This is a genomic window from Ochrobactrum chromiisoli, assembly GCF_026241335.1.
Lineage (GTDB): Bacteria > Pseudomonadota > Alphaproteobacteria > Rhizobiales > Rhizobiaceae > Brucella > Brucella chromiisoli.
In genome coordinates this window covers 621,743-635,751 of record NZ_JAPHAV010000001.1, presented here as the reverse complement: position 1 = coordinate 635,751, position 14,009 = coordinate 621,743, and the positions used below count along the sequence as shown (strand labels likewise).

Genomic DNA, 14,009 nt, shown 5'->3' with positions numbered 1-14,009 from the left:
ATGGAGAAATACCTACATATAAAATGTATTCCATTTTAATTTAAATAGAAATAAGATTCTTTAATCCTTCATTAATATTTTTATTTAAGACATGCTGCAACAAGGCCTCTCCTTCTGGTAAACCTCCGTTAACGCGAAATTATCAGATAATGCTTATACGAAGTAGCGATGAAACGACCCCTTTTGAGCATAGCGGTCGCAGCGTGTTGGCTTCTAGGCGGCCATCCTGCACATGCACAATCCGCACCCAAGGCACCTGACTTCTTTAACCAGAAGGAAAGGCTGGCCCTGCCGTCCTTACAGGGGCTGAACAGGTTACGCTTTATAACGACGCTCGACTTTCCACCGTTTAATTCGCTCAACGAGGCGGGGCAGCTTTCCGGCTATAATGTCGATCTGGCAAAAGCGCTTTGTGCTCAAATGGGATTAGACGACATTTGCCAGATTGAGGCTGCCCCTTGGAACGCGCTTGAAGAGAAGCTTGAAAGTGGTGCGGCCGAAGCCATAATTGCTGGTTTGAGCGCAAATTCACAAAACCGGGGGAAATTTATCTTCACCCGTGCATATATGCGTCTGCCTGCACGCTTTGTAACAACCAAAGCCAAGTTCTTTGCGCAGCCTGCTGCAATTGCGGTAGAGGGAAAAAATATCGGCGTCATAACAGGCACCGCACATGAGCAACTTTTAAAGGCTTATTTTCCGCAAGCCATTGCCAAACCCTATCCAAACCGCGCGGAACTTCTGGCGGCACTGCAAAAAGGCGAAACAGAGGCCGCCTTTGATGACGGAATGGCGTTGTCTTTCTGGCTTGAAGGCGAGGATGCCAATGATTGCTGCACCTTTACAGATGGACCTTATCTCGCGCCGCAATTTTTAGGCCCCGGCCTGAGCATAGCTGTCACACAGAAAAATGCGCCGCTGGCAAGCGCCCTCAACAATGCACTTCAATCGCTGCAACAGCAGGGTAAGCTTACAGAACTCTATCTGCGCTATTTCCCCACCAGCTTTTATTAGGGTCCGTGGACAATAAATTCTGTTCTAAAGCCAAAAAGCACGAGCATGAGACGGCAGTTTTTTTAAACAACGTTCGAATGTGACTTCATCTACATACTTGCGCAGAACGCAGGCAACATCATTAATTGCAGTATCAGGGGAGAAATTGTGATTCTTGCGAAGCTGCTTCACATCGTCTGTCATCAAGTCCCGATCCCATGATTTTTCTTGCAGCTCATTGGTGTTCCAATCGCTAACGAATAAAGCCCGGAGCATTGCAGGCAAGACTTGCACAAATGAAATCGCATCATGAATACTCAGCCTGCGCCTGAAACAAAAAAACACTCCTTGCGTCGTTGTATATGCTTGGTGTCTGGAACCTAAATTCGTTTTCATAGCGACATCTGCCAGAAAATTATCGAATTCTTTAGCCGCAAGCCTGTATTCCATTGGTATAGGCATTGAAAATTCCTAATGTTTGCCAATCGACGGTGCTGGTGTCTGTCGACACGAATGTTTTAATCGCGATCTCGTTTCTGATTCAAGCCTCCCAATTGGAGATTTGAATGGACAAAACACGGATTGTGGTATCGGACGCGGCGTGCTCCCGCATTGAGCCCTTGCTTGTCGGCAAGCAAGGGGATCGAGGAGTAACTGGCAAAGATAACCGCGTGTTTCTTGAAGACGTTCTGTGGAGAGTGCGTACGGGATTGCCATGGCGTGATCCCCCAACGGCGTTCGGAAACTGGAACAGCGTGTTCCGGCGTTTTCGCCGTTGGGCCAAAGCCGGGGTGTTCGAGCGGCTTGTCAAAGGTAACCGGGGCGTCCCGGACTTCGAGTACGCGCTCATAGACGGCACGATAGTCCAGGCTCACCAGAAGGCCAGTGGCGCAAAAGGGGGACTCAACCTCAGGCTATCGGGCGTTCGCGCGGCGGATTGACCACCAAAATCGTCGCCCTGGTCGATGCGCTTGGAAACCTGTTCAACTTTCACCTGTTGCCCGGGCAAGCCCATGACATGAAAGGTGTTGCCCCGCTCATCGACAATGTGTCGTTCGGAGCGCTGCTCGCGGATAAGGCATTCGATGCGGACTGGTTGCTTTCAGAACTCGATCAGCGTGGTACAGCGGCGGTTATTCCACCAAAAGCAAACAGAAAGACGCAGCGCGACTTTGATCGCCATGCATACAGGTGGCGACACCTGATCGAAAATTTCTTTGCGAAGATCAAGGAATTTGGAGCAATCGCAACGCGGTACGAGAAAACTGCCTTTAGTTACGCTGCAAACTGGCACCTCGTCGCAACCATCATCGCGTTAAAGTAAATGTCCACGGACCCTAGTGCATAAGCCCCATCAGCACGGACCAAGAATTCCCGAATTCATGCTTTGAGCAAGAGGCTTTCAATCAAAACACGCCCCAAAGTGCCGCGCGAAAGCAGATCTCTGCATTGAGACGTGCGGCAATTTTGCGCCATTTTGTCGCACGCCGTCGCAATCAGCCAATCTAATTTTCAGTAATTTTTGAAAATTCCGACCATTCGATACTTACAGTATCGAAGTAAAATTATTTAAAATCAAAATATTGATAGGGATTTTTTTGAAAAATTTGCAGGATATTTTCTGATAGCGTGCATTTTTCATGTCGCTTTTATCATATTTTGCCAATAAATCCAGACATTTATTTACGCTTGAAGATTTTCTCTTTTAATCGATAATCAAAATCGAGGAAAAGGAGGAGTTATACATGTACCAGGGCATCAGCACACATTGGCACAAGTCTCCTGCGCAGACACAGCGCTCGCCGAATGAAGCTACTTATGTATTCTTCGGTATATTTTTGGCATGCCTGACAGTACCCGCAGCAGTCATCCTTTGGGCCATTGCTCAAGGTGTGGCCGCACATTTCTAGCGTGGTGAATGTGAAGTTCCTATCATTGGTGCTGCATGCACGTTTAGGGACCTCAAATCCATAAATCACAGCAGAATGGAAATATGACCAGAGCATTTCCAGCAGAAGTATGCAGCGGTTTTCCGTGGGATAATGCGAAAAACAAAGCGATGGGATTGTGCTTTTTTCAATGGCTCTTACAGCGGCTCTTACTGCGCCGATCTCGTCATATCACATTGGTTCTCCAACAAAATAGCCCCGCATAAAGCGGGGCTATTTCGTTCTTGTCTGTCCTTATCTAATGGCAAGCCTGAAGCGATATGCCGAAAAAGGATCAGTGTGCAGGCCCGCTGCTCTCGCCCGAGACAGGCTCTGCCGGAGCGGTCGTTATAGCCGCATCGTCAGGACGCTTTTTAGGCGGCTTGCGCGCAATGAGGCTATAGAACATCGGGATGAAGAAGGTCGCGATAAAGGTTGCAGCCAACATACCGCCGATAACGCCTGTACCAATTGAGTGACGGCTTGCAGAACCAGCGCCTGAGCTGATTGCCAGCGGAACCACACCGAGAATGAACGCCAGCGACGTCATCACAATCGGGCGGAAACGCAGGCGTGCAGCTTCAGCGGCAGCCTCAATTGCGGTTTTGCCCTCTTCACGTTGCAGCACAGCAAATTCCACGATCAGAATCGCGTTCTTTGCCGCGAGGCCTATGAGCGTGACCAGACCAATCTGGAAATACACGTCATTGGTCAGTCCGCGCAGATCGGTCGCCAGAAGCGCACCGAAGATAGCGAATGGAACAGCCGTGATAACTGCCAGCGGCAGGCTCCAACGCTCATACTGTGCAGCCAAGATCAGGAACACCATGATCAAACCGAAGATCATCGCCTGCGTGCCACTGCCGCTTGTCGTGACTTCCTGATAAGCCGAGCCGGTCCAAGCAATCTGGAAGCCCTGTGGCAACACTTCAGCTGCCACTTCCTGCATCGCCTTGATCGCTTCACCCGACGTATAACCCGGAGCGGGATTGCCCGTAACCTTTGCAGCGTTAAACGCATTGAAACGTTCAAGCTGATCGGGCCCGACAATACGCTTGACCGTCACGAGTGCGCTCAAAGGGATCATACTGCCCGAATCGGCACGCACGAACACATGCTTGAGATCGCTTGGATCGCGGCGGAACTCGGCTTCCGATTGGAGGTTCACCTGATAGTTACGGCCATAAAGCGTGAAGTCGTTGACATAAACGCTGCCGAAGGTTGCCTGCATGGCGGTAAACACCGAGTTGATCGGCACGCCCATCGCCTTGGCCTTCTGGCGATCAAGCTGAATGTCATATTGCGGCACATTCGGATCAAAAGTCGTGCGAACGCCTGTCAGCTCCGGACGCTTTTTCGCTGCTTCAACCAGAAGATTGGTCGCATTGGTCAGAGATTGAACACCCCCGCCCGTACGGTCCTGCACATAAAGCTCAAAGCCGCCGGTGGTGCTCAAGCCCATGATTGGCGGCGGATTGAACGCAAGAACCAGACCATCCTGAATACCCGCATTCATACCCATGATTGTACCGGGCAGATTACGTGCATCCAAGTCAGGTGTGGTGCGCTCTTTCCAGTCTTTGAGCATGATGAACATCGTGCCAGCACTGGTCTTAAGCCCGCCCGAGAGCAGGTCGAAGCCAGCGACTTCAAACACGCTTTCAACAGCAGGGTGCTTACGAATGTTTTCACTCGCTTCATGCAGAACAGCAGATGTACGCTCCAGCGACGCAGCTGGCGGCAGGATTGCCACACTGAACAAGAAGCCCTGATCTTCGTCAGGAAGAAGCGAACTCGGCACCTTCTGGAAGAGATAATATGTGCCACCCAAAAGACCCGCGAAAATAAGCAGGCCCACAGCTGAACGTTTCAGGAAGAAACGCACACCCTTGGTATATCCGGCCGTCAACCGATCAAAGAAGCGGTTGAAAATGCGGAACGGCAGCATCGGCTCGTGATGGCCAGGCTTGAGGATCAGAGCGCAAAGTGCAGGCGTCAGCGTCAGAGCCACGAGGCCGGAAATCGTCACCGAAATCGCAATCGTAACAGCGAACTGCTTATACATTTCGCCGACCAGACCACCCATGAAAGCAACCGGAATAAACACGGCGCAGAGCACGAGAACAATCGCGATAACCGGACCTGTCACCTCGCTCATTGCCTTGATGGCAGCTTCGCGCGGCGGCAGTTTCTCGGTCGTCATGATACGTTCGACATTTTCCAGCACCACGATCGCATCGTCCACAACGATACCGATCGCCAGAACCAGACCGAACAATGTCAGCAGGTTGATGGAGAAGCCAAGCACATACATGCCCGCGAACGTGCCGATGATCGAGATCGGAACCGCGATGACCGGAATAAGCGTTGCACGCCAGTTCTGGAGGAAGATGAACACCACCAGAACAACGAGGATGATCGCCTCGATGAAGGTGTGAATCACTTCTTCGACCGACACCTTGATGAACTTGGTCGTGTCAAAGGGGACCGAATAATTGATGCCTTCGGGGAAGCTCGTTTTCAGCTCCGCCATGCGGCTCTGCACAAGTTCCATGGTGTTGAGCGCGTTGGCACCCGGTTGCAGATAGATTGCAATCGGAACTGCGGCAGTACCGTTCAGGGCACTGTCAACGAGATAGCTTTCCGTTCCCAGTTCGACGCGTGCAACGTCCTTAAGCTTGAGCGTTGCCGCGTTTTTGTCAGATCGCAGAATGATGTCTTCGAATGCGGCTGCGTCCGGCAAACGTCCCTGCGTCGTCGCCGTATAGGTGAACGGACCGGCCTGTGGGTCCGGCTGATCACCAAAACGGCCGGCTGCAAACTGCGCATTCTGTTCCTGAATTGCGGTCTGAACATCTGAAGGCGTCAGATTATATTGCGCAAGCTTGTCAGGGCGCAGCCATATGCGCATTGAATATTCGATGTTGCCGAGCAACTGGACATCGCCCACCCCGCTGAGACGCTTGAGATCGTCCACAACATTGAGAAGCGCATAGTTACCGACATAGGTGCGATCATAGCGGTCCGAGGTCGAGAACATCGCCACCATGCCGAGAATGGTACTGGAACGCTTGTCGACGGTTACGCCAAGACGCTGCACTTCCTGCGGCAGCGATGACGTTGCACGCTGAACACGGTTGTTGACATTGATCGTCGCCTGATCCGGGTCAGTGCCCAGAGCAAAGGTAACGGTGAGCTGCATGGTACCGCTGCCAAGGCTTGAGGACTGCATGTAAAGCATGTTCTCAACGCCGTTGATCTGTTGCTCAAGAGGAGCGGCAACGGTTTGCGTCACGGTTTCAGCACTGGCACCGGGATAGGTCGCACTGACCACGACCTGTGGCGGCGTCAGCTCCGGATACTGCGCAATCGGCAGGATCCGCATCGATATGAGGCCCGCCATGACAATGATGATAGAGATAACCGCAGCAAAAACCGGGCGGTCAACGAAGAACTTATTCATTGTTTGCCCGCCGCCTGTTCTTTATCGCCCGCCGTTCCGGCTTCGCCTTCAGCTTTCGGCGCTACAGGCTGAACTTTCTTGCCGGGAGCAGCCTTGATCACACCTTCGGTAATGATGCGGTCACCCGGTTGGAGACCATCGCTCACCAGCCAGGAATCTGTAAGTTCACGACCGACCTTGATCGGGCGAACTTCCGCAACATCGTCCTTATTGACCACATAGACGAACTGCCCCTGTGGGCTCTGCATCAGGGCCGCCTTGGGAACCAGAATTGCGTCGTCAATGGTTACGCCCAGAATGGAAGCGCGGACAAACTGGCCCGGAATCAGGCGCTGGTCCGGGTTTTCAACAACGGCACGGGCACCCAGTGTTCCGGTTTCGGTATCGAGCGACGAAGACGTGAAGTCGATCGTGCCTTCGTGATCATAAGCCTGACCGTCGCCAAAAAGGATTTTGATTCGCAGACGATCAGCATCCTGACCGGTGGCGCCGCGTGCCTCACGCAGCTTGCGGATTTCCGCCGCTTCCGTGTCCGTAAACGAGAAATTGACATAGACCGGATTGATCTGCGTGATCGAAGTCAGAAGGCTTGAAGAAGCGTCTGTACCAATCAGGCTGCCTTCAGAAACCTGCTCAAGGCTCGTAATACCGCTGATCGGCGCTGTAACCTTGGTGTAGCTCAGGTTGAGTTCTGCTGTGCGCAGTTGGGCCTTTGCAGCAGCAACGGCTGCCTTGTTCAGATCGCGCGTTGCCAGCGCGTTGTCGCGAACGGCTGTGCTTTGCACCTTCTGCTGAACCAGCTGTTCAGCACGTTCTGCATCGCGGATTGACTGCTGATAGGTTGCTTCTGCCTGCGCGACCTGCGCCTGCGCGCGTGCCACTTCTGCTTCATAAGGTGCCGGATCAATCTCAAACAGCAGATCGCCAGCTTTGACTTCCGTACCTTCAACAAAGTTACGATGCAGAAGAATGCCGCCAACGCGGGCACGCACCTGCACATCACGATATGCGCTCACACGTGCCGCATATTCATAAGGCACGGTTACATTTTCAGCCTTGATTTCCGTGACTGTAACAGGAGGTGGCGGTGGCATTGCGCCTCCCGGCGCCTGCGCAAAGGCCGTCTGCCCTGCAAGAATAAAAAATGCGACACCTGCCGCAAAAATCCGAATGGAACGTTTGATGGTCATAATGGGAGCTGCCCTTGATGTCGCACGGTGCGGCCAAATAAACATACACCGGTGTTTGTAAACACGAATTACCGTGTTATAGTCAATCACTTAATATTACATATCACGAATGAGTTACCCTGGTCGTGAAGGGGGAAACGCATATTTTAGGCATCTGCTTTGTCGAGAGAAGATTGAATGCGCAGAACAAAAGCTGAAGCTGCTGAAACACGGGAGGCCATTTTGGCCGCCGCAGAACACGTCTTCCTCGAACGCGGACTCACTCAATCAACACTGTCACAAATTGCCAGCCAAGCGGGTGTTACGCGCGGCGCAATCTATTTTCATTTTCACGACAAACTGGACATTTTTCAAGCGATTATTAATCGCACCTGCTTTCCGCATGAAGAGATCATGATACAGGCTGCGGCCTGTGATCATCCCAATCCAATGCATGTCCTCGAACAATCGATCTTAACGGCGTTAGAACTTTTCGCGACCAATGAGCAGCAGCAGAATGTTTTCACCATCATTCATCAGCGCTGCGAATATGTCGGAGAAATTGCCCCTGTGGTCGATCGTCTGAAAGAAGCCCGCGCCACTATGTTATCGTTGTTCACCGGATTGCTCGACATTTCGGAACGCCGTGGAGAACTCTCAAAGGAATGGACTTCAATATCGGCGGCTCAAATCCTGCTTGCGGTATTGAGTGGTCTTCTCAACGAGTGGATGCGAAGCGAACGCAGCTTTGATCTGGTTCAGTCCGGCGGTAAAACCATCAAAACAATGATACGCTCCATGCGTATCGACGAACCCGGCTCTTTCTGACCGCTAAAACACGTATTTTTTCGGAGTCCGCTGCCACTCTAAAAAATTGGGAGAGACAGCTCATCCCCTTTTAATTTACGCTTACGTCAATGTAACTCTTGCGGTCAGGACGAAACTCGACCACATTCATGACTGAGGAGCACCTGACCTGCATTGTCGGGACGGGTCGTATTGGGAAAAGGGTGGCGGGCTTGCTGCTCAAACAGTGGACGGAGCAATCCGGGGAGAAGGCATGGCAAAAAAAGCAGCAGAAACAAAACCCACGTCGAAAAAGGCTACCGCAGCTGTTTCGGCAGCGGATAAGATTTGGCTGAAATCCTATCCAAAAAGCGTTCCACACGAGATCGACATGAGCAAGACCACATGCATTGGCGACATGATTGCCAATGCATGCCGCCAATTCGCAGGCAAGCCAGCCTTCACCTGCATGGGCAAGGACCTTTCCTATAAGGAACTGGACGAGAATTCGCGCGCGCTCGCAGCTTGGCTGCAATCACGCGGATTGGTCAAGGGCGACCGCGTTGCGGTGATGATGCCCAATATCCTGCAATATCCTGTGGCAATTGCCGCAATCCTGCGGGCTGGCTTCGTCGTCGTCAACGTAAACCCGCTCTACACACCGCGCGAGCTTCAGCACCAATTGAATGATTCAGGCGCGCAGGCCCTGATCGTGCTCGAAAATTTTGCCACCACCGTGCAGAAATCACTGGCTTCCATCCATGTTCCAAACATCGTTGTTGCCTCTATGGGTGACATGCACGGCCTGAAAGGCCACATCATCAACCTGGTGGTGCGCAAGGTGAAAAAACTGGTGCCGGAATGGAACATTCCCGATCATGTGCGCTTCAAAGATGCGTTGAAGCAAGGAAGGTCAAAGTCTTTCAATCCGGTTCCAGTCGACAAATCTGACATTGCCTTTCTGCAATATACCGGCGGCACCACGGGTGTTTCCAAAGGCGCGATGTTGAGCCATGCCAATATTCTGGCCAATGTGGAACAAATGCGGCTCTGGATGGAAGTGGCATTTTTGAAAAAGGGCAAACCGAAAGAACTCAACTTCGTCTGTGCTCTGCCACTCTATCATATTTTTGCACTGACTGTGAATGCGATGATCGGCATCAAGCTTGGCGCGCGCAATATTCTCATTCCGAATCCACGCGATATTCCAGCTTTCGTCAAGGAATTGCAAAAATATCCATTCCACATCTTTCCGGGCCTCAACACGTTATTCAACGCCTTGATGAACAACGAAGATTTCAAAGCGCTGAACTTCAAGCCACTGGTTTTGACACTCGGCGGGGGCATGGCAGTGCAGCGTCCAATTGCCGAACGCTGGCAGGAAATGACGGACTGCCACATCACCGAAGGCTACGGGCTTTCGGAAACATCTCCAGTTGCTTCAGCCAATGCACTGGATGCGACCGAATTCAGTGGCACAATCGGGCTCCCCATGCCTTCAACCGACATTGCTATTCGAGACGATGACGGCAAGGATCTGCCACTGGGTGAAGTGGGCGAGATTTGCGTGCGCGGCCCGCAGGTTATGCTTGGCTATTGGAACCGCCCGGATGAAACGGAGCGCGCCATCATGACTGACGGCTTTTTCCGCACCGGCGACATGGGCTTCATGGATGAAAACGGCTTCACCAAGATTGTTGATCGCAAGAAGGACATGATCCTTGTTTCGGGCTTCAACGTCTATCCGAATGAAATTGAGGAAGTGGCCGCAGAACATCCGGGCATCGTGGAATCAGCTGCCGTGGGCATTCCCAATGAGCACTCTGGTGAAGTGGTGAAACTCTATGTGGTGCGCCGTGACCCGACCCTCACGGAAGAGGATGTCAAATCGTTCTGCGCCCAGCGTCTGACCAATTACAAGCGCCCGCGCGAAGTGGAGTTTCGGGATGCCTTGCCGAAAACCAATGTCGGCAAGATTTTGCGCCGCGAATTGAGAGACTAAAATAAAAGCGGCCCTCAACTTTATGAGGGCCGCTTCGTTTTATCTGAACAAACCAGGCAAGCCAGCAATAGATTCGAGCACCACATCAGCATGAGGCTCAAGCGCTTCGCGTGGGCTGTTGCCAGACAGAACACCGACAGCAAGTCCGGCTTTTGCAGCGTGCGCTGTTTCAAGGTCATGCAGATTATCGCCAACCATGGCGACTGCACCCGGTTCAAGGCCGGTTTTCTCAGCAAAATACAGCAATGGGTCGGCATAAGGTTTTGGGCGTGCGGCCGTATCATAGCCGATCACCACATCAAACAAATGGTCGATGCCCAGCGCCTTCGCGGTCGCATGTGCTCCTGCTTCGGAATCATTGGTGGCAATGCCAAGGATAAAGCCCATCTCGCGAAGTGCTTCGAGTGTCTCTTGCAAGCCCTCAATTCCCACCGCAGAACGCGCACCTTCAGCGACCGTATAAGAGTCAAACTCGTCGATCTTCGCTTTGAAACCCGCTTCGTCAATCTCCGGGTGCCAGAGCTGCACGATGTCTTCGACCGTTCCGGCAGCAATCACCGAATTGGCGCGAAAACGCGATGCTTCCCAATCATAGCCACCCGCATCAAGCAGCGAGCGCGCACGATGCTCGTCACCATTGGCGGTGCGCTGCGCAAGGTTCCACGACACGGTAAACCATGTGCGGTCGAAATCGATCAGCGTGCCATCCTTATCGAACAGGATGGCACGGATTGATTTCAACTTTTCGGAGGAAAGGGGTGCACTCATGCCTCTAACGCACCGGCGCGTTTCTTCACTGCCGATGGTTTGTCAGCCAGCAGCTTGAGAAGATCATCCCCACGACGAACATAACGCAGGGTGCGACGGGTGAGAATGCGGCCTGCCTGCGGCGCAGTGAGTGTGATGTCGCCTTCCGGTTCACCCGGCTTGGTCACAACGGTCACGAGCTTGGCGCCCGCTTCCACCACATCGCCCGGAGCGACGTGATAAAGCACCATGCCACCTTCCGGTGCGCGCAGCATTTCAACGTTTTCAAGCGGCGTAATGAGGCCCTTATAATCGAGATCAAGCTTGACGCTTTCATCGACAATCACGCCGCGATGGACGAGAAATCTGTAAAGACCTTCCGCGTCACCTTTGCCCATATCGGCATAGACATCGCTCAAACCACGGAATTCAACCGTGGTTACGGCGCGGCGCTTCATATTGCGCTGATCCGCAGGCAATTGCAGAACCGGATGTGCGCAGGCTTCCTCGAAAGCTGCGTCCGCGGTCGTGTCCCAAGCGAGGATCGCTGTCGAGCCGAGTGCCACGGCCAGATCCTTCATGTCTTCCACAAATTCCTTGGCGATATACACATAGCTTTCGCTTTCATCATCGCAATGAAGATCAAGCACGATGTCGTTTTCGAGAGCCAACTTCAAAAGCGTTGCTTTCAGGCGCTGCGCAAGCGCAACAGGTGCATCCGGGCCGGAAAGTTCACTGGTGTCGAAATCCGGCAGCAGCGGGAAAGCGCGGTTGAAATTGACCGCAGAGAAAAACTCGAAACGGCCCAGATGCTGATGCGCCTGCCATTGGTTTGAGCCAATCGGATTTGCCTGTGGGATAACCGTGATATTGCCGAGAATACGGCCTTCTTCAGCAGCTTTTTTCAGCATCGGCACGAGAAAATGCAGAGCAGCTTGCCCCGGCAATTCGCCACCATGCAGCGAGGATTGCAGATAGGCGGTCGGCGCATCGCTGTCTTTGCCTGCAAAACGCAGCACACGCAGTTCTATGGCGTTACCCGGTACGTCGCCGGCAAACTCGATAATCTCGGTCTTCATCTCTCATCCCATTAAAAGCACAAAAAGCCGGGCAGAGCGCCCGGCTTGCCTTATTGATTTGCCTTAATATCAGGCTTTGCGGCGCGCATGCAAATGCGCAACGAGACCAACGGTCGAAGCGTCTTTGCCTTCGGCGGATTCTGCACCCGAAACAACAGGAAGAAGCTCGGTTGCGAGTTCTTTGCCAAGTTCCACGCCCCACTGGTCAAAGGCATTGATGCCGAAAATCTGCGCTTCAACAAACACACGATGCTCGTAAAGGGCGATCAGGCGACCCAATGCAAACGGGTCGAGCTTGTCGTGAACAAGCGTGAGCGACGGACGATTGCCCGAGAACACGCGATGCGGTGCAATGCGCTCAACTTCTGCGTCCGGCAGATTCTTGGCCTTCAACTGTGCACGCGCTTCATCGAGCGTGCGCCCCTTCATCAAGGCTTCCGACTGCGCAAGGCAATTGGCGAGCAGCATTTCATGCTGATGATCGAGATGCTTTTCATGGCCCTTTGCCGCAACGATGAATTCGAGCGGAATGGTGTCTGTACCCTGATGCAGCAACTGGAAGAAAGCGTGCTGGCCATTGGTGCCAGGCTCGCCCCAGACAACAGGACCCGTTGGGCCGGAAACTGGCTTGCCGTCAACGGTCACGCTTTTGCCGTTCGATTCCATATCGAGCTGCTGGAGATAGGCCGGAACGCGTGCCAGACGCTGATCATAAGGAATGACGGCACGACTGGAGTAACCGCAAATTGCGCGGTGCCAGTAACCGATAAGACCGAGCCAGATTGGCAGGTTCTTTTCCAGCGGCGCATCGCGGAAATGCACATCCATTGAATGCGCGCCTGCAAGGAATTTGCGGAAATTATCTGCGCCAATTGCGATCATCACCGGCAGGCCAATCGCCGACCAGACCGAATAGCGACCGCCAACCCAGTCCCAAAAACCAAAGACGCGTTCTTCGCCAATGCCAAATGCGGCGACCTTATCAAGGGCAGTCGAGACGGCTGCAAAATGTGCGCCGACAGCGTCTTCGCCCAGCGCATCCGCAATCCATTTGCGCGCGGTCTGCGCATTGGTCATGGTTTCAATGGTGGTGAAGGTTTTTGAGGCGACGATGATCAGTGTCGTTACCGGATCAAGCACATTGAGCGTGTCGGCAATGTGTGCACCATCGATGTTCGAAACATAATGGGCGCGCGGGCCGTCATGGTAGGGTGAAAGCGCAATCGTCGCCATAACCGGCCCAAGATCGGAACCACCAATACCGATATTGACGATGTCGGTGATCTTCTTGCCCGTCGCACCTGTGACAGAACCGGAACGGATGCCATCGGAGAAAGCAGCCATACGGTCGAGCACTTTCTTCACGTCCGGCAGGACGTTGTGGCCATCGACCAATACCTCTTTCGAGGTTGTGTCGCGAAGGGCGACATGCAGAACAGCGCGATCTTCAGTGTTGTTGATGTGCTCGCCTGCAAACATGGCAGCGCGGCGGCCTTCAACATCGGCGGCTTTTGCCAGTTCAGTCAAAAGCGAAACCGTCTCGTCATTGACGCGGGCCTTCGACCAGTCAAACAGCAGATCATCAAGTGACAGCGAATAACGCTCAAAACGGCCCGGATCAGCTTTGAATGCGGCACGCATGTCTTTTGGTGCTGCTTCCGCCCAGTGCTTTTTCAGCTTTGCGACCGTTGCTTCAAGCTTCGCCGCGTCTCTTGCCATGATGATACTCCAGTCAATCAAATCGATTTAATTGCGGATAATTAAGCATTTTATTAGAAGATTGCACCAATTAAATTACAGAAATTTTTCATTTTGATGCCGCTCCATATATGGATATTGATC

At 52.7% G+C, this 14,009-nt stretch carries 10 protein-coding genes; 4 read left to right on the top strand and 6 right to left on the bottom strand.

The annotated features are described in order from the left end of the window. Window positions 1-168: 168 nt before the first annotated feature. Window positions 169-1,014, top strand: coding sequence for a transporter substrate-binding domain-containing protein (locus OPR82_RS02995; protein WP_265982939.1), 846 nt, complete (start codon window positions 169-171; stop codon window positions 1,012-1,014). Window positions 1,015-1,038: 24 nt separating this feature from the next. Here the strand turns inward: OPR82_RS02995 and OPR82_RS02990 are convergent, their stop codons facing one another. Then, complete coding sequence (locus tag OPR82_RS02990; RefSeq protein ID WP_265982938.1) at window positions 1,039-1,455, bottom strand: DUF2267 domain-containing protein; 417 nt, start codon at window positions 1,453-1,455, stop codon at window positions 1,039-1,041. Between the two features lie 104 nt (window positions 1,456-1,559). Between OPR82_RS02990 and OPR82_RS02985 the strand changes: the two genes are divergently transcribed. Further along, a protein-coding gene (locus OPR82_RS02985) for an IS5 family transposase (RefSeq protein WP_265982937.1) occupies window positions 1,560-2,317 on the top strand; the annotation gives its coding sequence in 2 pieces (ribosomal slippage) (window positions 1,560-1,896 and window positions 1,896-2,317; 759 coding nt in all). An 899-nt stretch (window positions 2,318-3,216) separates the two neighbouring features. Here the strand turns inward: OPR82_RS02985 and OPR82_RS02980 are convergent. Then, a complete protein-coding gene (locus OPR82_RS02980) occupies window positions 3,217-6,384 on the bottom strand; it encodes an efflux RND transporter permease subunit (RefSeq protein WP_265982936.1) in 3,168 nt (1,055 codons plus the stop codon). Beyond that, window positions 6,381-7,574 carry an efflux RND transporter periplasmic adaptor subunit gene (locus tag OPR82_RS02975; RefSeq protein ID WP_265982935.1) on the bottom strand — a complete coding sequence of 398 codons (1,194 nt, stop codon included), beginning with the start codon at window positions 7,572-7,574 and terminating at the stop codon, window positions 6,381-6,383. The genes OPR82_RS02980 and OPR82_RS02975 overlap by 4 nt, the downstream gene beginning before the upstream one ends. 177 nt (window positions 7,575-7,751) lie before the next feature. Here OPR82_RS02975 and OPR82_RS02970 point away from each other — a divergent pair, with 177 nt between their 5' ends. Then, window positions 7,752-8,381, top strand: a complete 630-nt coding sequence (locus OPR82_RS02970) for a TetR family transcriptional regulator (RefSeq protein WP_265982934.1) — start codon at window positions 7,752-7,754, stop codon at window positions 8,379-8,381. Window positions 8,382-8,613: 232 nt separating this feature from the next. Continuing rightward, window positions 8,614-10,341: a long-chain fatty acid--CoA ligase gene (locus tag OPR82_RS02965; protein WP_265982933.1), complete on the top strand. Its 1,728-nt coding sequence runs from the start codon at window positions 8,614-8,616 to the stop codon at window positions 10,339-10,341. A 39-nt stretch (window positions 10,342-10,380) separates the two neighbouring features. Here the strand turns inward: OPR82_RS02965 and OPR82_RS02960 are convergent, their stop codons facing one another. From OPR82_RS02960 to pgi, 3 genes are all read right to left on the bottom strand, one after another. Beyond that, entirely contained in the window at window positions 10,381-11,109 is a 729-nt protein-coding gene (locus OPR82_RS02960) for an HAD family hydrolase (protein ID WP_265982932.1), read from the bottom strand. Beyond that, complete coding sequence (locus tag OPR82_RS02955) at window positions 11,106-12,167, bottom strand: succinylglutamate desuccinylase/aspartoacylase family protein (RefSeq protein ID WP_265982931.1); 1,062 nt, start codon at window positions 12,165-12,167, stop codon at window positions 11,106-11,108. Before OPR82_RS02955 ends, OPR82_RS02960 begins: the two co-directional genes overlap by 4 nt. A gap of 69 nt (window positions 12,168-12,236) precedes the next feature. Then, window positions 12,237-13,886 carry a glucose-6-phosphate isomerase gene (pgi, locus tag OPR82_RS02950; RefSeq protein ID WP_265982930.1) on the bottom strand — a complete coding sequence of 550 codons (1,650 nt, stop codon included), beginning with the start codon at window positions 13,884-13,886 and terminating at the stop codon, window positions 12,237-12,239. Window positions 13,887-14,009: the final 123 nt, after the last annotated feature.

Coding starts and splice junctions, on each gene's coding strand:
- OPR82_RS02960 (WP_265982932.1), bottom strand. CDS start 11,109: ATGAGTGCACCCCTTTCCTCCGAAAAGTTGAAATCAATCCGTGCCATC.
- OPR82_RS02980 (WP_265982936.1), bottom strand. CDS start 6,384: ATGAATAAGTTCTTCGTTGACCGCCCGGTTTTTGCTGCGGTTATCTCT.
- OPR82_RS02995 (WP_265982939.1), top strand. CDS start 169: ATGAAACGACCCCTTTTGAGCATAGCGGTCGCAGCGTGTTGGCTTCTA.
- OPR82_RS02955 (WP_265982931.1), bottom strand. CDS start 12,167: ATGAAGACCGAGATTATCGAGTTTGCCGGCGACGTACCGGGTAACGCC.
- OPR82_RS02965 (WP_265982933.1), top strand. CDS start 8,614: ATGGCAAAAAAAGCAGCAGAAACAAAACCCACGTCGAAAAAGGCTACC.
- pgi (WP_265982930.1), bottom strand. CDS start 13,886: ATGGCAAGAGACGCGGCGAAGCTTGAAGCAACGGTCGCAAAGCTGAAA.
- OPR82_RS02975 (WP_265982935.1), bottom strand. CDS start 7,574: ATGACCATCAAACGTTCCATTCGGATTTTTGCGGCAGGTGTCGCATTT.
- OPR82_RS02990 (WP_265982938.1), bottom strand. CDS start 1,455: ATGCCTATACCAATGGAATACAGGCTTGCGGCTAAAGAATTCGATAAT.
- OPR82_RS02970 (WP_265982934.1), top strand. CDS start 7,752: ATGCGCAGAACAAAAGCTGAAGCTGCTGAAACACGGGAGGCCATTTTG.